This is a genomic window from Neisseria sp. 27098_8_158 (genome assembly GCF_041433145.1).
Lineage (GTDB): Bacteria > Pseudomonadota > Gammaproteobacteria > Burkholderiales > Neisseriaceae > Neisseria > Neisseria subflava_E.
The window spans coordinates 38,249-55,104 of sequence record NZ_JAPWAZ010000002.1; the positions used below are offsets into that span (position 1 = coordinate 38,249).

15 protein-coding genes are annotated in these 16,856 nt (G+C 47.7%); 8 read left to right on the top strand and 7 right to left on the bottom strand.

The features are described 5' to 3' along the window. Nucleotides 1-186 precede the first annotated feature (186 nt). Entirely contained in the window at nucleotides 187-1,302 is a 1,116-nt protein-coding gene (asd, locus tag O3681_RS05675) for an aspartate-semialdehyde dehydrogenase (RefSeq protein WP_063076326.1), read from the top strand. 89 nt (nucleotides 1,303-1,391) lie between these two features. Here asd and O3681_RS05680 read toward each other — a convergent pair whose 3' ends face one another. Further along, nucleotides 1,392-2,189, bottom strand: coding sequence for a factor H-binding protein (locus tag O3681_RS05680; RefSeq protein ID WP_371459708.1), 798 nt, complete (start codon nucleotides 2,187-2,189; stop codon nucleotides 1,392-1,394). Between the two features lie 197 nt (nucleotides 2,190-2,386). On the opposite strand from O3681_RS05680, the gene O3681_RS05685 reads away from it, so the two are divergent. Then, nucleotides 2,387-2,869, top strand: coding sequence for a dihydrofolate reductase (locus O3681_RS05685; RefSeq protein WP_049349171.1), 483 nt, complete (start codon nucleotides 2,387-2,389; stop codon nucleotides 2,867-2,869). 82 nt (nucleotides 2,870-2,951) lie between these two features. On the opposite strand, the gene O3681_RS05690 is transcribed toward O3681_RS05685, so the two are convergent. Continuing rightward, the gene (locus O3681_RS05690) at nucleotides 2,952-3,218 is read right to left on the bottom strand and encodes a DUF3079 domain-containing protein (RefSeq protein WP_003686685.1); all 267 of its coding nucleotides are present in this window, start codon (nucleotides 3,216-3,218) and stop codon (nucleotides 2,952-2,954) included. Between the two features lie 167 nt (nucleotides 3,219-3,385). Here O3681_RS05690 and O3681_RS05695 point away from each other — a divergent pair, with 167 nt between their 5' ends. After that, nucleotides 3,386-3,841, top strand: coding sequence for a GNAT family N-acetyltransferase (locus tag O3681_RS05695; RefSeq protein WP_371459505.1), 456 nt, complete (start codon nucleotides 3,386-3,388; stop codon nucleotides 3,839-3,841). Between the two features lie 68 nt (nucleotides 3,842-3,909). On the opposite strand, the gene dinG is transcribed toward O3681_RS05695, so the two are convergent. Further along, the gene (dinG, locus tag O3681_RS05700) at nucleotides 3,910-6,060 is read right to left on the bottom strand and encodes an ATP-dependent DNA helicase DinG (RefSeq protein WP_371459506.1); all 2,151 of its coding nucleotides are present in this window, start codon (nucleotides 6,058-6,060) and stop codon (nucleotides 3,910-3,912) included. A 164-nt stretch (nucleotides 6,061-6,224) separates the two neighbouring features. Beyond that, on the bottom strand, nucleotides 6,225-6,443 hold the full coding sequence (locus O3681_RS05705; protein ID WP_070826381.1) for a DUF2061 domain-containing protein: 219 nt from the start codon (nucleotides 6,441-6,443) through the stop codon (nucleotides 6,225-6,227). A gap of 128 nt (nucleotides 6,444-6,571) precedes the next feature. On the opposite strand from O3681_RS05705, the gene O3681_RS05710 reads away from it, so the two are divergent. Then, the gene (locus O3681_RS05710) at nucleotides 6,572-7,522 is read left to right on the top strand and encodes a D-2-hydroxyacid dehydrogenase (RefSeq protein WP_371459507.1); all 951 of its coding nucleotides are present in this window, start codon (nucleotides 6,572-6,574) and stop codon (nucleotides 7,520-7,522) included. A 195-nt stretch (nucleotides 7,523-7,717) separates the two neighbouring features. On the opposite strand, the gene gnd is transcribed toward O3681_RS05710, so the two are convergent. Further along, nucleotides 7,718-9,166 (bottom strand): decarboxylating NADP(+)-dependent phosphogluconate dehydrogenase, encoded by a 1,449-nt coding sequence (gene gnd / locus O3681_RS05715; protein WP_371459508.1) that lies wholly within the window; start codon nucleotides 9,164-9,166, stop codon nucleotides 7,718-7,720. Nucleotides 9,167-9,648: 482 nt separating this feature from the next. On the opposite strand from gnd, the gene ggt reads away from it, so the two are divergent. After that, on the top strand, nucleotides 9,649-11,430 hold the full coding sequence (ggt, locus tag O3681_RS05720) for a gamma-glutamyltransferase (protein WP_371459509.1): 1,782 nt from the start codon (nucleotides 9,649-9,651) through the stop codon (nucleotides 11,428-11,430). A gap of 236 nt (nucleotides 11,431-11,666) precedes the next feature. On the opposite strand, the gene lpxC is transcribed toward ggt, so the two are convergent. Next, nucleotides 11,667-12,581 (bottom strand): UDP-3-O-acyl-N-acetylglucosamine deacetylase, encoded by a 915-nt coding sequence (lpxC, locus tag O3681_RS05725; protein WP_107723921.1) that lies wholly within the window; start codon nucleotides 12,579-12,581, stop codon nucleotides 11,667-11,669. 651 nt (nucleotides 12,582-13,232) lie between these two features. On the opposite strand from lpxC, the gene gap reads away from it, so the two are divergent. Continuing rightward, on the top strand, nucleotides 13,233-14,237 hold the full coding sequence (gap, locus tag O3681_RS05730; RefSeq protein ID WP_107723920.1) for a type I glyceraldehyde-3-phosphate dehydrogenase: 1,005 nt from the start codon (nucleotides 13,233-13,235) through the stop codon (nucleotides 14,235-14,237). Between the two features lie 95 nt (nucleotides 14,238-14,332). Here the strand turns inward: gap and tsaA are convergent, their stop codons facing one another. Then, a complete protein-coding gene (tsaA, locus tag O3681_RS05735; protein WP_070606544.1) occupies nucleotides 14,333-15,007 on the bottom strand; it encodes a tRNA (N6-threonylcarbamoyladenosine(37)-N6)-methyltransferase TrmO in 675 nt (224 codons plus the stop codon). Between the two features lie 170 nt (nucleotides 15,008-15,177). Between tsaA and O3681_RS05740 the strand changes: the two genes are divergently transcribed. Both O3681_RS05740 and waaC read left to right on the top strand, forming a co-directional pair. Next, a complete protein-coding gene (locus tag O3681_RS05740; RefSeq protein WP_107723918.1) occupies nucleotides 15,178-15,813 on the top strand; it encodes a nicotinamidase in 636 nt (211 codons plus the stop codon). 47 nt (nucleotides 15,814-15,860) lie between these two features. Continuing rightward, nucleotides 15,861-16,829 carry a lipopolysaccharide heptosyltransferase I gene (gene waaC / locus O3681_RS05745; RefSeq protein ID WP_371459510.1) on the top strand — a complete coding sequence of 323 codons (969 nt, stop codon included), beginning with the start codon at nucleotides 15,861-15,863 and terminating at the stop codon, nucleotides 16,827-16,829. Nucleotides 16,830-16,856 lie beyond the last annotated feature (27 nt).

Genomic DNA, 16,856 nt, shown 5'->3' on the forward strand with positions numbered 1-16,856 from the left:
ATTTTTCCATCATTCTAAAAAATTTCGATAAAAACCTTTACATTTTCCGCAGACAGCGTTAAAACGTTTGTTTTCCCCTTTTTTATAGTGGGTTAACAAAAGTCTGAACAAAGCGCAGGCGATGCCGTTCCGATTTTTGTTAATGCACTATAAACTTATCCGGATTTTCTTTGTAAGGAGTAACACATGAAAGTAGGTTTTGTCGGCTGGCGCGGTATGGTCGGCTCTGTTTTGATGCAGCGTATGAAAGAAGAAAACGACTTCGCCCACATTCCCGAAGCGTTTTTCTTTACCACTTCCAACGTCGGCGGCGCTGCCCCTGATTTCGGTCAGGCAGCCAAAACATTGTTGGATGCCAACGATGTTGCCGAATTGGCAAAAATGGACATTATCGTTACCTGTCAGGGTGGCGATTACACCAAATCCGTCTTCCAACCCCTGCGCGACAGCGGCTGGAACGGCTACTGGGTTGACGCGGCTTCTTCCCTACGCATGAAAGACGATGCGATTATCGTCCTCGACCCTGTCAACCGCAACGTCATCGACAACGGCCTCAAAAACGGCGTGAAAAACTACATCGGCGGCAACTGTACCGTTTCCCTGATGCTGATGGCTTTGGGCGGTTTGTTCCAAAACGATTTGGTCGAATGGGCAACCAGCATGACCTACCAAGCCGCTTCAGGCGCAGGTGCGAAAAACATGCGCGAACTCATCAGCGGCATGGGTGCGATTCACGCTAAAGTGGCGGACGAACTTGCCGATCCTTCCAGCGCGATTCTCGATATCGACCGCAAAGTGTCCGATTTCCTGCGCAGCGAAGACTATCCGAAAGCCAACTTCGGCGTACCGCTCGCCGGCAGCCTGATTCCGTGGATTGACGTAGACTTGGGCAACGGCCAGTCCAAAGAAGAATGGAAGGGCGGCGTAGAAACCAACAAAATCCTCGGCCGCAGCGACAATCCGACCGTAATCGACGGCTTGTGCGTGCGCATCGGCTCTATGCGCTGCCACAGCCAAGCCCTCACCCTGAAACTGAAAAAAGACCTGCCTGTTTCTGAAATCGAAGCCATCTTGGCAGGTGCAAACGATTGGGTGAAAGTTATCCCCAACGAAAAAGAAGCCAGCATTCACGAGCTGACGCCTGCCAAAGTTACCGGCACGCTGTCTGTTCCTGTCGGCCGTATCCGCAAACTGGAGATGGGCGGCGAATACATCAGCGCGTTCACTGTCGGCGACCAACTCTTGTGGGGTGCTGCCGAGCCGTTGCGCCGCGTATTGCGCATTATCTTGGGCAGCCTGTAATTTAGGTTGGCATGAAAAAAGCAACGGTTTGAGCCGTTGCTTTTTTTGTCACAACAAGGCCGTCTGAAATGTTCAGACGGCCTTATTTCCTATTCTTTCTTACCGGCCAAACCGATTTCTTTGGTAGAGTCGCCAACTTTGATTTGCGCCTTACCGGCAATTTCTTCAGCCTGAGGGCCGAAGAGTTTCAAATCATAACGGCCGCTTTCGATACCGTTCAAACTGGTTTTACCGCTGATGGCAGCTTTACCATTGTTATTGGCAATGCCTGCGGCAAGCAGGTCGACATTATTGTGGGAAGCCATGCTGCTGATTTTGCCGTAACCTTGTTTTTTATCGAAATCGACGGTGTATTTCAGACGGCCGCTGCGGTCGTCGCCGTTAAACGCAATACCCGAATACTGATAGCTGCCTTGTTTGGGCAAATTGCGGTAAGCGGTTTCATCGCCTTGGACTTCGCCGACAGTGAATGTGTATGTATCCAGGTTTTGCAGCTTGCCTGCGTCATCGGCTTTTTGTTTGGCGTAACGCGCGGCAACAGTGGAATAATTTTGTTTATACACTTGGAAGTCGCCGGTTTCCAAAGTGATGACTTGGCCGTTTACCTTGATTTTTTGGGCGTAGTCGTAAGAGGATACTTTATCGGTTTTCAAAAAGCCGGTATCGAGTTTGCCGCCTTTTTGCAGGGTTTGCGTTTTACCGTTAGCCGTCAGCTCCAACGTACCGTTTTCAGGGACGGATTCGTTCAATTCAACGGACAACACGCCTTTCGGATGCGGATTGAGCGGCTCGGTCACGGCATTCGACAAGCCGCTTGTTGCGCCGCCGCAGGCAGCCAGCATCAAAGACAGGGAAGCAGTCAAAGCAGAAATGCGGAGGGTTCTCATCATTTTTTCCTTTCCTTTTTTATTTGATATGATATTTATCATATACCTAAAAAAATGAACAATAAATGATTTTTGTCAAAATTAAGTATTTTGAATATTGATTTTATAAATATTGAAACATTTTTAGAATATCGGGCATTCAGTCCTTCCCGCCTCCCTTCCGCTATAATCATTTTATTTTGCAAACGGATTTCATCATGCCGAAAATCACCCTTATCGCCGCCTACGCCGCCCGCCGCTGTATCGGCATCAACAACACCATGCCTTGGCATTTGCCCGAGGATTTTGCCTTTTTCAAATCCTACACCACCGGCAAACCCGTCATTATGGGCCGCAAAACATGGGAATCTCTGCCGCGCAAACCGCTGCCCGGCCGTCAAAATATCGTCATTACCCGCCAAGATTATCAGGCCGAAGGCGCGCAAACGGCGGCTTCTTTGGAAGATGCGCTGGCTTTGTGTCAGGGAGTTGAAGAAGTCATCATCATGGGCGGCGCGCAAATTTATGCACAAGCCCTGCCGATTGCCACCGATTTACGTTTGACCGAAGTCGGTTTGGATGTGGATGGCGATGCGTTTTTTCCTGAGTTTTCCACAGAAACATGGCAAGAAGCCTCTCGGGAAAACCATGTTTCCGCCAAAGGCATCGAATACGCATTTGTGCATTATGTGAAGGCATAATCCGACAACGCAAAGGCCGTCTGAATCCCTGTTTTTCAGGTTTCAGACGGCCTTTTTATTTCGTTTGTTTACGGCATACCGTTTAAGCTGTTTTGTTTTTCAAAGGCAGTTTGATATGCGGTTTGGCCGGCTTGGGTGCTTCTTTCAGTCCAAGTTCGATTTGTTGCTCTTCGCTCAACAAATTGCTCCAGTCGCCTTTTTTATACCAGTCGCGGCCGTCCAACTCGATGGGGTGCTGAATGCGCTCGCAACCGTTGCCGCATTGCAAATCGTCTTCTTTGCAGTATTTGTCGCAACCCCAGCAGATACGCTCGGGATTTTTCGGGAAAATGGGAAATTTCTTGGCCATGATGTTCTTCTTTTGTTTGTGTGCGGTATGGGCAGAATTATAAGTGATTTGAATGGGGCTGGCGGCGGGTTTATCGTGTTTTACGCTGATTTTTTAAGATGTGTTAACCTTTCAGACGGCCTATACTGTAAAAATAATCCCTACGCGGTACAACAAAAGGACCCGATATGAACATATGCCGTCTGAAGCCTGAATTTATCGAGCCTTTAGCCCTCGCGCTGTTTGAGGAGTGGCACGATTTTGCGCCGTGGTCGTCTCTGGACAAAATCCGTGCATATTACGCGCAGTGCCTCGATGGGGATGACTTGCCGCTGGCGTTTGCGGCTGTGGATAAGGAAGGGCGGCTGATGGGTTCGGCGGCATTGAAGCAGTTTGATATGGCGTGTTTTCCCGAATACGAATATTGGCTGGGCGATGTGTTCGTTTTACCGCAATTTCGCGGTTTGGGCGTAGGCAGGCAGCTGGTCTCGTTTTGTCTGGATAAAGCACGCGAACTGGGTTTGCCGCATCTGTATCTCTATACGCCGGATGTGCAGGCCGTGTATGAAAAGTTCGGCTGGAAAGAAATCACGCAGACTTGGCACAACGGGGAAACCGTATCCGTCATGAAATTGGATTTATAGCTTGAAAAGAATAAAAGGCCGTCTGAACATTTGGTTTCAGACGGCCTTTGCCTTTGAATTATCCACAACTACCCTATCCGTTTAAACGGCGGCAAACAGGCCAATAATTGTTGGCCGTAGCGTTGCGTTTTGACGCGGTTGTCGAGGATGGTCACGCGGCCGTAATCCTGTTCGGTACGGATAAGGCGGCCGACGGCTTGAATCAGTTTGATGCTGGCTTCGGGTACCGTAATTTCGATAAAGGGATTGCCGCCGCGTTGTTCAATCCAACGGTTTTGGGTTTTCTCGATGGGATTGTCCGGCATGGCAAACGGCAACTTGGCAATAATGACTTGCACACAGGCCGTGCCGGGCAGATCAAGGCCTTCGGCAAAACTGTCGAGGCCGAAAATAATGCTGGCTTTGCCTTCGGCAATGGCTTGATGGTGCCTTTGTAAAAGAACGGCCTTGGGCAACTCGCCCTGCACAAGCAGAAGCGGCAAGTATTCGTCAGGCAGTCGTAAGGCGACATCCTGCATTTGCTTGCGCGAGGAAAACAACACCAGCGTACCGATGGCTTCAACCGGCGAAACCAGCTTCGGCAACCATTCGACAATGGCGGCCGTGTGCGCATCAGGGTCTTTGGGGCTGGCGTGTACGGGCGGAATATACAGCTCGCCTTGCGTATCGAAATTAAACGGGCTTTCCAATGCAAGCGTGGTGGTTTCAGGCAGCCACAGCAGGCCGGTTTGGCGCAAAATCAGGTTGAAGCTGCCGAGCGATTGCAGGGTGGCCGAAGTCAGCACCGCGCCTGCCGCGCGCCGCCACAGGCTATTGGCAAGGTGGGATGCGCTGCTAATGGGGCTGGCATTGAAAATGTAGTCGTTTTTGTCATCGGCACGGCGGGTTATCCATTTCGCCAACGGCTCTTCGCCCTCAATGGGAACGGTGGAGAGCAAATCCCAAACCGCGCTGATTTGTTCGATACGGGCGATAAAAAGGCCGAACTCGCTGGTCAGGCGGTCAATGAGCGCACCGTCCTGCTCTTTTTCGCGGCGCGCGGCGGAAAGCGCATCGTTCAGCCCAACAACGTGTTTGAGCAGGCTGCGTGCAGCAATGGCCGTATTGGAAACTGTGGTTTCCAGGCCTTCGGGGATTTTGCCGTCTTCCCACAGCCAAGTCGGTTCGTTGTGTTTCCGCCTGTCGTTTTCAGACGACCCCAGACTTAAAGACGGCTCTTCCGCCAAGTGAAACTGCCATTCGTGCAGGCTGTCGAGCAAGGATGTGGCAGCTTCGTCGGCAAGGTTGGCAAGTTCGGCTTTATCGGTCAGCGCGGCAATTTTGCCGGTCAGCTGCGGCAGTTTTTCCAGCGTCCAAACGGCAATATTCCATGAATGTTCGGCGGCAAAACGGCTGAGGGCTTTTTTGGGCAGGTGGTGCGCTTCGTCTATGCAATAGAAACTGTTTTCGGGCGCAGGCAGAATCACGCCGCCGCCCATGCTGATGTCGGCAAGCAGAAGATCGTGGTTGGCAACGACGACATCGACGGTTTCCAAAACATCGCGTGCCAGGTAAAACGGGCATTCCGAACGGTTAGGACAGGCGGATTTCAGGCAGCCGTGGCGGTCGTTGGTCACTTTGAGCCAAATCGCGTCATCGATTTTTTCCGGCCAAGTGTCGCGGTCGCCATTAAAGCGGCGGGCGGAAAATTCATCGGCAATGTCGCGCAGCAGGTTCAATTCTTCCGGCTTGGGTTTGCTGTCCCACAACACTTCCGGTGCTTCAAAACCAAGCAGGTTTTGCTGGGCGTTGTTTTGTGTCAGTTGATAGAGTTTGTAAGGGCAAAGATAACGGCCGCGCCCTTTGGCAAGCGCAAAGGTCAGCTCCAAACCGCTTTTTTCGACCAGAAACGGCAAATCGCGGTCGACCAACTGCTCCTGCAAGGCCACCGTCGCACTGCTGACAATCAGCCGTTTGCCGCGCGTCTGCGCCATGATGCCGCCGGCCAAAAGGTAGGCCAACGATTTACCCACGCCAGTCGGCCCTTCGATCACGGCAATGCTCTCACCCTCGCGTTTGGGCGCTTCTTCGCCTTCTTCACGCGTCAACGTCCGCGAAAAAGCGTTGGCAATCGCCGCAATCATTTCCCGCTGCGAAGCGCGCGGACGGAAACCGGGCAGGTTTTTGCCGATGTTTTGGTAATGGTCGCGGATGGCGTTTTTTTCTAAATCGGTGAGCATTGAGGCCGTCTGAATGGGTTTGCAAGAATAGCGTATTTTAGCATTTTTACCTTCATGAAGCCTTCGTAAAGTCTTACTCTATTTTAGGGTTTGGCATTTTGATGGCGATGGCTAAACCGAAAAACCATAATCGGTTTTAATCAAGCAAAAGGCCGTCTGAAACTTTAGCCGCACTGATGCAGAGGCACCCACAATTTTTGCTTCTCGGATTTGTTTTTCTCGTAGCGGTTCCACGCTTTTTCGTGAAAATAAAAGACGACGGTATTGACGATGGGTTCGACCAAAGCCACCGCGCTGGAAACGCCGATACTGCCGGTCAGAATATAGGCGACACTAAATGCAACGCTGAAATGCAAAATAGCAAATGTAATGGTTTTAATCATGCTGTTTTCCTGATACATTGATGTTTTAATCGCTACATAATAATTATTATCAACTAACGCGTATATTTTAAATCCTTTATCCTGATTTAGATTTTATAAATCGATATTTTATTTTTGATAGGAATTTTATGAACCCGCTCCATATTGTCGTCCTCGACCGCGATACCCTCGTCAACCGCCCGTTTGACTTTGATTTTCCACATACATTGAGCAGCTACGGCACAACCGAAGCGCACGAAACGCTGGAGCGCATCCACGGAGCGGACATTGTGATTACCAACAAAGTCGTGATTTCCGCCCAAGCATTTGCCGAAAATCCACAACTCAAGCTGGTTGCCGTTACCGCGACCGGCGTCAACAATGTGGACGTTGAGGCCGCCAAACAAAACGGCACGGCAGTGTGCAATATCCGCGCTTACGGCAATGAATCTGTGGCGGAACACGCGTTTATGATGATGATTACCCTGATGCGCAACCTGCCTGCCTATCAGCGCGACGTTGCGGCAGGCTTGTGGGAAAACTCGCCGTTTTTCTGCCACCTCGGCGCACCGATGCGCGATTTAAACGGTAAAACGCTGGCGATTTTCGGTCGCGGCAATATCGGTAAAACGCTGGCAACTTATGCACAGGCTTTCAAAATGAATGTCGTATTCGCCGAACATAAATATGCCCAAAATGTCCGCGACGGCTATGTTTCCTTTGACGAAGCCATCCGCTCCGCCGATGCCGTGTCGCTTAATTGCCCGCTCACGCCGCAAACGGCCAACATGATAGGCGAAGCCGAATTGCAGCAAATGAAACCCGGCGCCATCCTCATCAACTGCGGGCGCGGCGGCTTAGTCGATGAAGCCGCTTTGGTTGCGGCGTTGAAATACGGACAAATCGGCGGGGCAGGTTTTGACGTGTTGACACAAGAGCCACCACGCGACGGCAATCCTCTGCTGAAAGCCCGACTGCCCAACCTCATCGTCACGCCACACATTGCATGGGCAAGCCAAGAGGCCGCCAACCGCCTGTTTGACATCCTTTTGGACAACATCAACCGCTTCGTGGTCGGCAATCCGCAAAATCTGGTTTAAGCTATGGAAAACCTGTTGATAAGGTTGTGAACAATTTTAAAGGCCGTCTGAAACATTCAGACGGCCTTTATTAATCTTTATTTATTTCATAAAGTTATCTATCAAATACTATAAATTGTTTCATTCTTCATTGTGGATAACCCTATAAAAAGGCCGTCTGAAATACTCAGACGGCCTTTTGTTTGCCTGGGCAAATTAGATATCGTATGTGGTTGAAGCGGTATCGCCGCCCTTACCTGTCCAGTTGGTATGGAAGAACTCGCCGCGCGGTTTGTCGGTACGCTCGTAGGTGTGCGCGCCGAAGTAGTCGCGTTGGGCTTGCAACAGGTTGGCCGGCAGGCGCGCGGAAGTGTAGCCGTCGAGGAAAGTAATCGCGGAAGCCATGCAGGGCATAGGGATGCCGCATTCGATGGCTTTGGCAACGACTTTGCGCCATGCAGGCAGACAGGTTTCCAATACGCCTTTGAAATAAGGATCGGAACCCAAGAACACCAAATCGGGATTGGCTTCGTATGCGTCGCGGATGTTGCCCAAGAAGGCGCTGCGGATAATGCAGCCTTCACGCCACAAGAGGGCGGTGTTGCCGTAATTCAATGCCCAATCGTTGTTTTCGCTGGCTTCGCGGATCAGCATAAAGCCTTGTGCATAAGAAATGATTTTGGATGCCAACAGGGCTTGGCGCAAAGCATCTACCCATGCGGCTTTATCGCCTTCAATCGGGGTAATGGTTTTGCCAAACAGGCTGTTTGCTTGGATGCGTTGGTCTTTAAACGCGGACACGCAACGTGCAAACACGGCTTCGGAAATCAGGGTCAACGGGATACCCAAATCGAGGGCATTGATGCCGGTCCATTTGCCTGTACCTTTTTGACCTGCGGTATCAAGGATTTTTTCAACCAAAGGTTCGCCGTTTTCATCTCTGTAACCCAAAATCGCGGCGGTAATTTCGACCAGATAAGAATCCAGTTCGGTTTTGTTCCATTCGTTGAAAATGCGGTGCATTTCGTCGTAGCTCAGACCCAAGCCGTCTTTCATGAATTGGTACGCTTCGCAAATCAACTGCATATCGCCGTATTCGATGCCGTTGTGCACCATTTTGACGAAGTGGCCCGCACCATCGCGACCGACCCAGTCGCAGCAAGGCTCGCCTTGAGGCGTTTTGGCGGAGATGGCTTGGAAAATCGGCTTAACAGCAGGCCATGCGGCTTCATCGCCGCCAGGCATGATAGACGGACCGTGACGCGCGCCTTCTTCGCCGCCGGACACGCCCGCGCCGATAAAGCGGATGCCTTTTGCCGCCAGCTCGTGGGTGCGGCGGGTGGAATCGGGATAGTTGGCGTTGCCGCCGTCAATAATAATGTCGCCTTGGTCCAAAAGCGGAACGAGTTGTTCGATAAAGTCGTCAACGACAGAACCTGCGCGAACCATCATCATGATTTTGCGCGGTTTTTCCAGTTTATCCACTAAATCTTGCAATGAATAGGCACCGATAATGTTGGTGCCTTTAGCTGCGCCGTTGAGAAAATCGTCTACTTTAGCGGTGGTCCGGTTGTACGCCACGACTTTGAAACCGCGATCGTTCATATTCAAAATCAAATTTTGACCCATAACGGCCAAGCCGATTACGCCGATATCGCCTTTCATTGATGGAAGCTCCATTATTAATTTAATTTATCAACCGTAACTCTATCTGATTTACAGAGATTTAACAATCCTTAACTATCTAATTTTTTGAAAAGATGCCTTTACGTTTCAGACGGCCTTTACCTTTGGGAAAACAAACTATAAATTAGATTTTAAATAATAAATAGAAGATGATATTGAGTGCTGCCACAGCTTGTTGATAACTTTGATTATAAAAATTTTTCAAATACTTAGCTGATATTTTTTGATGAGGATAAAGTATGGTCGGCCTTGTTTGTAGGTGTGGATAAATTTTTTCTGCTGCTCCATTCTGTGGGTAACTTTTTGCCTGTGCACAATCTTAGCTTGTTTTATACTTCTCCAATTGGAACTGATTGACTGGAGAAATAGTCAAATAGTTTTTTATTTCAAGCTATTTTCATATTTCCTTTTGTTTAAGCTGGGAAAAGGCCGTCTGAAAATATGTCAATAAGGGTATGCATATGAAGTTTTCTTTTAGTATTAACCTGTTATCCGTTTTGATTTTGGCCGCTTGTGCGCAACAGCCAGTTCAAAAGCCGGTTCAAAAGCCTCAAGTTTCCCTGCCCTCCGTATCTATGGATAACCATGCGCCGGAGCAAGGGACGGGGCTGACGGAGCAGAAATTAATCCGCGCCAAACATTATATGGCGGCGTCTGCCAATCCGCTGGCAACTGAAGCCGGTTATGAAATTTTGAAGCGCGGCGGCAGTGCGATAGATGCGATGGTTGCCATGCAGACAACTTTGGGACTGGTTGAGCCGCAGTCTTCCGGATTGGGCGGCGGCGCGTTTTTGGTGTATTGGGACAATAAGGCGAAAAAGCTGACAACGTTTGATGCCCGAGAAACGGCGCCGAAAGCGGCAACGCCGGGGCTTTTCTTGGACGAAAACGGCAAACCGATGGGCTTTATGAAAGCTGTGGTCGGCGGCCGTTCGGTCGGTGTGCCGGGGATTCCGAAGCTGCTCGAAGATGTCCACAAGCGTTACGGAAAATTGCCGTGGGCAAGTTTGTTTGAAAAACCGATTACTTTGGCGGAACAGGGTTTTGCTGTTTCTCCGCGTATGGCGAAATCCATCGAACAAAATTTGGAACCCTTGCAACGTTATCCGCAAACTGCTGCCTATTTCTTACCCGACGGCAAACCTTTGGCTACGGGAACGGTTTTGAAAAATCCTGAATTTGCGCGTTCTGTGCGCCTGTTGGCGGAAAAAGGCAGTGCGCCGTTTTATCAGGGAATGCAGGCGCAGAATATTGTTCGTGCCGTTACCGGTGCTGTGGATAATCCTGGCAAAATCAGCATGGCGGATTTGAAAAACTACCGCGTTATCGAGCGTGAACCGGTTTGCGCGCCGTATCGTGAATATGAAGTTTGCGGTATGGGCGCACCAAGTTCGGGCGCGATTGCTTTGGGGCAGATTTTGGGTGTATTGCAGAATCAGGATATGAAGGCGTTGGGTGTGGAAAATATCCACAGTTGGCGCTGGATAGGCGATGCGTCGCGGATTGCTTTTGCCGACCGTGATTATTATGTCGGCGATCCTGCGTTTGTGAATGTTCCGACCCGTGCCATGATTTCTCAGGCTTATTTGAAACCGCGTGCTAAAGAAATCCGCCAATCCGACAAGGCATTGGAAACTGTTCAGGCAGGCAAGTTCGGCAAGGTATACGCGCAAGGCATGGCGGTCGAGCTGCCGTCCACCAGCCATTTGGTGGTTGTGGATAAAGACGGTAACGTTGTATCGATGACGACTTCGATTGAAAACGCGTTCGGTTCGGGGCTGATGGCAAACGGCTATCTGCTCAACAACGAATTAACCGATTTTGCCTTCAACCCTGTCGGCGCGGACGGTAAAACGGTGGCAAACAGCGTGGCAGGCGGCAAACGTCCGCGTTCTTCGATGGCGCCGACCATTGTGATGAAAGACGGAAAACCTTATATGGCGGTTGGTTCGCCGGGCGGCAGCCGCATTATCGGTTTCATTGCTAAAACACTGGTGGCGCATATCGATTGGGGTATGGACATTCAGACGGCAATTTCACTGCCGAATATGCTCAATCGCGGCAGCCAGTATGAAATCGAGGATAAAACAGCGGCTGCGGATAAAGCGGCTGCGTTGGAAAAACTGGGCTACAAAGTCCAAATCCGCGATTTGAATTCCGGCGTGCAAGGCATTGTGATCGGCAAAGACGGTTTGCTCGGTGGCGCCGACCCGCGCCGTGAAGGCAAGGTCATGGGCGATTGATATTGTCAGTTTGACTGAAAAAGGCCGTCTGAAACCTAGTTGTTCAGACGGCCTTTTAGTTTTAGAAAATATATGGATAAGTTGTGTATAAGAATAACGTTAAATTTTAATATTTTTATTTTTCAATAGGATAAAATGGATGAATATGTGGATAATTACTTGTGGAAAATGACATGAAAAAGGCCGTCTGAAAGGTTCAGACGGCCTTTTCATTGGACTGCTTTATCTATTTTCTATCAGGCTGCCGGCAACTCGTGAAAAGCAGTGGGCAAGTCTTCGTCATCGGCAAACTCAACCCATTCGTAAGCGCTTTCATCTGCCAAAACGGCACGCAACAATGCATTATTGATGGCATGGCCTGATTTGTAACCTTCAAATGCGCCGATAATCGGATGGCCGACAATGTATAAATCGCCAATAGCATCAAGGATTTTGTGGCGGACAAATTCATCGGGATAGCGCAAACCTTCCGGATTCAAAACATCCATGTCGTCAATCACGATGGCGTTGTTCAAATTGCCGCCCAGTCCGAGATTGTGGGCGCGCATCATTTCCACTTCGTGCATAAAGCCGAAGGTACGGGCACGGGCAATCTCATCAATATAGGATTTTCCTGCAAAATCAATCTCGAAAGTAGGTGCGCTGCGATTGAATACGGGGTGGTCAAATTCGATGGTTAAAGTAACTTTAAAGCCATCGTAAGGCGTAAAGCGCACCCATTTTCCGGTTTCTTTGATTTCAACAGGTTTGAGGATTTTTAGAAAACGTTTTTGGGCTTTTTGATCGACAACGCCTGCATTTTGTAAAAGGTAAATAAACGGCAGGCTGGAGCCGTCCATAATCGGAATTTCGGGTGCGTTCAATTCAATCAAGGCATTGTCGATGCCATAGGCAGACAGAGCCGACATAATGTGTTCAATCGTGCCGATGCGCACGCCTTTATCGGTAACGATGGTTGAAGAGAGGCGGGTATCGTTGATCAAATAAGGATTCAATTTGATTATTTCGCCCATTTCCCCACTTAAATCGGTACGGCGGAACGAAATACCGCTGTTTTCTTCGGCAGGATGCAAAGTCAGAGCGACCCTTTCGCCCGAATGCAGGCCAACGCCAGTAACGCTTACTGATTTGGCTAAAGTCCGTTGCAGCATAATTGCTTCCTTTTAAAAAGTCTGATGGGCAAATGATACGTTAAAAAGGAAAAAACAAGCCATCATTTTTAATAGTATTTGCCAATATGGATGTTTTGCGGGTGTGAATTTCAAAATTTTAATTATCCACAATAGCATGTGAAATTGAAGTGGGTAATTTGGGTTTTATCCACAGAAAAATAGAAGAACTAAGATTCTATCCTTTTTTATTCCGGCATTCAGTTGGGGTTGGCCTCAAAGATAAAAAGCGACTATCAAATTGGTTTTAAAGAAAGTTATTCCGTTATCCACAGATGGTTTGGTTCTTCATCAAAATCATCATTTTAAAAATTAAAATATTATAATTTGAAGAAAACACTGAATTATCAACACAAAAATGGCAAAATACGGAGGAAATAGAACTAAGTTTATGATTTCCATAAACTTATGAAACTTTTAAGATTGTAAAAAGGTTTTTATGAAATAAAATATCAAAATTAAGGACTGATTCGATTTACCTGATATTTTCCTACAAACAAGAATTTCATGTTTTCTTTATTTAAATCAAACAACTTAAAAGTAATTATCTATAATCCTAGAAAGTAATTTTATTTCAGGATACAATGGCTTTACTGAAAAATTTTTCCCATTCCATCTAATAGGAGTAGCAAAATGAGTATTAAAGTAGCGATTAATGGTTTTGGCCGTATCGGTCGTCTGGCATTGCGTCAAATTGAAAAAGCCCAAGGTATCGAAGTCGTTGCTGTTAACGACTTGACTCCTGCCGATATGCTGCTGCACCTCTTTAAATACGACAGTACTCAAGGCCGCTTTGAAGGCTCTGCCGAATTGAAAGATGATGCGATTGTTGTGAACGGCAAAGAAATCAAAGTATTTGCCAATCCTAATCCTGAAGAATTGCCTTGGGGCGAGCTGGGTGTGGACGTTGTTCTCGAATGTACCGGTTTCTTTACCAATAAAACCAAAGCTGAAGCCCATATCCGTGCCGGTGCGCGCAAAGTTGTAATTTCTGCACCTGGCGGCAATGATGTGAAAACCGTTGTATATGGCGTAAACCAAGATATTTTGGACGGCAGCGAAACTGTTATTTCAGCCGCTTCTTGTACGACTAACTGTCTGGCCCCTATGGCTGCGGTATTGCAAAAAGAATTCGGTATTGTTGAAGGCCTGATGACTACCATCCACGCTTATACTGGCGACCAAAACACCCTTGACGCGCCACACCGTAAAGGCGACTTCCGCCGCGCCCGTGCCGCTGCATTGAATATCGTACCGAACAGCACCGGTGCCGCTAAAGCCATCGGCTTGGTTATTCCTGAGTTGAACGGCAAACTTGATGGTTCTGCCCAACGCGTTCCTGTTGCTACCGGCTCTTTGACCGAACTGGTTTCTATTCTCGAACGCCCTGTTACCAAAGAAGAAATCAATGCAGCCATGAAAGCCGCCGCTAGCGAGTCTTATGGCTACACTGAAGATCAAATCGTTTCTTCCGACGTTATCGGTATTGAATACGGCTCACTCTTCGATGCGACTCAAACCCGTGTGATGACTGTTGGCGACAAACAATTGGTGAAAACCGTTGCTTGGTACGACAATGAAATGTCTTACACTTGCCAATTGGTTCGTACCTTGGAATTTTTTGCCAGCAAAATCTAAAGGATAACGGGCTGAATCAATCAGTCTATGGATAATTAAAAGGCCGTCTGAACATTTCAGACGGCCTTTTGTTTGTAGATAGATTCAATTTGCAATCAGATTGTGGATAGTTTAATCACTGTGGCACATTTGTTTTCTATCCTAAACTGCACTTCATAATCTGCAATATTCATTACATAAACCCGTTCGGGAATATCTTGATAGGCAGGACGGGGATCTTGGGCGATGCTTTGTTCAATGAGATGTTTTTCTTCTGTGGATAAATGTTCCGCAAGCGTACTTTCTGCCCAGACTACACTCAATTCTTCAGGTTTGCCGCTGACAAAGCCTGATGATGCGTCAGGTTTGGATTCCACAAACGGGATGTAGGGTTTGATATCCACTACCGGAGTACCGTCCAACAGGTCTGCACCGCTGCAATAGATGCGGACAGGTTTGCCTGATTCGATGCGTTCGAGTTTTAGCAGGGATAAACCGAGATGATTGGGGCGGTGCGGGCTGCGTGTGGCAAATACGCCCATTTTTTGTTTGCCTCCAAGCCGTGGCGGACGCACCATTTGCGCCCAACCTTCATCCAATACGCCGTGGAAAATAAAACTTATCCACACATAGTCGAAATCTTCCAAGCCCCGAACGCTGTCAGCGGTAAATTCAGGAGTGAGTTCAATGCAAATTTCTGCCGCAGGAACCAAACCTGGTTGGCGGGCAATGCCGAATTTTTGTTTGTAGGGGGAATGAACGGTTGCAATAGGCGTAATCGAATAGGACATAATTTGTGGATAAATATTCTGTGCAAACTGTCATCATATCACAGATGTTTTCCCACATTTTGCAGTAGTAATTTGTTATAATACAAAGCATTTATTCCAAATGTCCGTACATTGGCAATAAATGAATAATTTAAATTATTTAAAATAAAATCAATAGGTTAAATTAATACATGATTGTTTCTATCGATGTAGATGCACAAAAAACGTTTACGCCTTTGTGCCCGAAAGAATTACCTGTTGCCGAAGGTCATCTGATTGCGGATGAACTCAATGTCCAAGCCGCATTGGCGGATTTACGCGTTATGACGAAAGATGCGCATCATGTCGCGGCAAAATGGCTTGTGGATAATCCTGTTGATATGTTAAAACCGACGGGTTTACCCGATGCGGATTTGACTTGGGTGTCACATGCGATGGTTGGAACATATGGCTATGAGTTGTTGGATGGCCTGCCTTCAGCCAAGGAATACGATTATTGTGTTTGGAAAGGCGTCGATCCTGAGTTACATCCTTACGGCGCATGTTTTCACGATATTGAGGAAAAGCTCAGTACAGGTTTGATCGAATGGTTGCGCTGTCAAAATGCAGATACAGTTATTGTCGGCGGTTTGGCAACGGATTATTGTGTGAAGACAACGGTTTTACAGTTGCTTAAAGGCGGGGCTTGGAAAGTCATTGTCAATCAGGCTGCTTGCCGTGGCATTGCTCCGGAAACGGTTGAATCTGCATGGCAGGAAATGCATTCTGCCGGGGCTATTATTTTAGAAAACGCCGAAGAAATAAGAAAATACATTAATAATCAATAAATTATATTTTTAAATTCTGTTGTTTCACGTGAAACATTTTCCAAAATATGAAGATTTTACTTGTCCGCTTGTCCAGTATGGGCGATTTAATTCATACGTTGCCCGCAGTTGAAGATTTAGCGCGACAATGTTCTGATGTGGAGCTCCATTGGCTGTGTGAGGCAGGATTTGCAGATATCGCCCGCTTACATCCTTTTGTCAAAAAGGTTCATGTAATGAAATGGCGGCAGTGGCGCAAACACCTTTTTCAGGCTGAAACGTGGCGTGAAATAGGCCGTCTGAAAACGGATTTACAGGCTGAATCTTTTGATTTTGTTTTAGATAGCCAAGGACTGATTAAAAGCGCATGCTTTGCCAAAATGGCGAAATCCTCTATTTACGGCTTGGATAAACACAGCGCGCGTGAAAGTTTGGCTGCCCTTGCATACAGTAAAACGTTTGCCGTACCGAAAGGCAAAAATGCGGTCTGGCGAAACCGTGAATTATTCGCCCAAGTATTTGGTTATACAATGCCTGAAACGCAGGTATTTGGTTTGTCGGTTCCTGAATCAGGCCGTCTGAAAAATTTGCAATCCCCCTATTACGTTGCTTTGCATGCAACCAGTCGTGACAGTAAATTATGGCCGGTAGAATACTGGCGTGCATTATTGAAAAAGTTGAATGAAGAACAACAATGCAATGTATATCTGCCATGGGGAAATGAAACCGAAAAAATGCGTGCCGAACAGATTGCAAGCGATTTACCGTTTGCTTCGGTTTGCGACAAAATGAATTTATTACAGGCTGCATTTTTATTGAAAAACGCAGAGGGTATTATTGGTGTAGATACCGGACTACTGCATCTTGCCAATGCGTTGGAAAAGCCTGTTGTAGGAATTTATACAGATACAGATCCGGCCAAGACCGGCGTTCAAGTTTCGGCTTATGCAAAAAATTTAGGCGGTATTGCTCAAATTCCCAATGTTGACGAGGTTTATCAAACCTTGATGGATTGTGTTGCAGCATACGGTAAATAATTGCTGGGGAGCTGGATTTATTTTCTG

What these genes read in the sequence shown, in the direction of transcription:
- O3681_RS05680 (WP_371459708.1), bottom strand. Translation starts at nt 2,189, where the DNA reads ATGAGAACCCTCCGCATTTCTGCTTTGACTGCTTCCCTGTCTTTGATG.
- waaC (WP_371459510.1), top strand. Translation starts at nt 15,861, where the DNA reads ATGAAGATTTTACTTGTCCGCTTGTCCAGTATGGGCGATTTAATTCAT.
- O3681_RS05710 (WP_371459507.1), top strand. Translation starts at nt 6,572, where the DNA reads ATGAACCCGCTCCATATTGTCGTCCTCGACCGCGATACCCTCGTCAAC.
- O3681_RS05695 (WP_371459505.1), top strand. Translation starts at nt 3,386, where the DNA reads ATGAACATATGCCGTCTGAAGCCTGAATTTATCGAGCCTTTAGCCCTC.
- dinG (WP_371459506.1), bottom strand. Translation starts at nt 6,060, where the DNA reads ATGCTCACCGATTTAGAAAAAAACGCCATCCGCGACCATTACCAAAAC.
- tsaA (WP_070606544.1), bottom strand. Translation starts at nt 15,007, where the DNA reads ATGTCCTATTCGATTACGCCTATTGCAACCGTTCATTCCCCCTACAAA.
- lpxC (WP_107723921.1), bottom strand. Translation starts at nt 12,581, where the DNA reads ATGCTGCAACGGACTTTAGCCAAATCAGTAAGCGTTACTGGCGTTGGC.
- asd (WP_063076326.1), top strand. Translation starts at nt 187, where the DNA reads ATGAAAGTAGGTTTTGTCGGCTGGCGCGGTATGGTCGGCTCTGTTTTG.
- ggt (WP_371459509.1), top strand. Translation starts at nt 9,649, where the DNA reads ATGAAGTTTTCTTTTAGTATTAACCTGTTATCCGTTTTGATTTTGGCC.
- gap (WP_107723920.1), top strand. Translation starts at nt 13,233, where the DNA reads ATGAGTATTAAAGTAGCGATTAATGGTTTTGGCCGTATCGGTCGTCTG.
- O3681_RS05705 (WP_070826381.1), bottom strand. Translation starts at nt 6,443, where the DNA reads ATGATTAAAACCATTACATTTGCTATTTTGCATTTCAGCGTTGCATTT.
- O3681_RS05685 (WP_049349171.1), top strand. Translation starts at nt 2,387, where the DNA reads ATGCCGAAAATCACCCTTATCGCCGCCTACGCCGCCCGCCGCTGTATC.
- O3681_RS05690 (WP_003686685.1), bottom strand. Translation starts at nt 3,218, where the DNA reads ATGGCCAAGAAATTTCCCATTTTCCCGAAAAATCCCGAGCGTATCTGC.
- O3681_RS05740 (WP_107723918.1), top strand. Translation starts at nt 15,178, where the DNA reads ATGATTGTTTCTATCGATGTAGATGCACAAAAAACGTTTACGCCTTTG.
- gnd (WP_371459508.1), bottom strand. Translation starts at nt 9,166, where the DNA reads ATGAAAGGCGATATCGGCGTAATCGGCTTGGCCGTTATGGGTCAAAAT.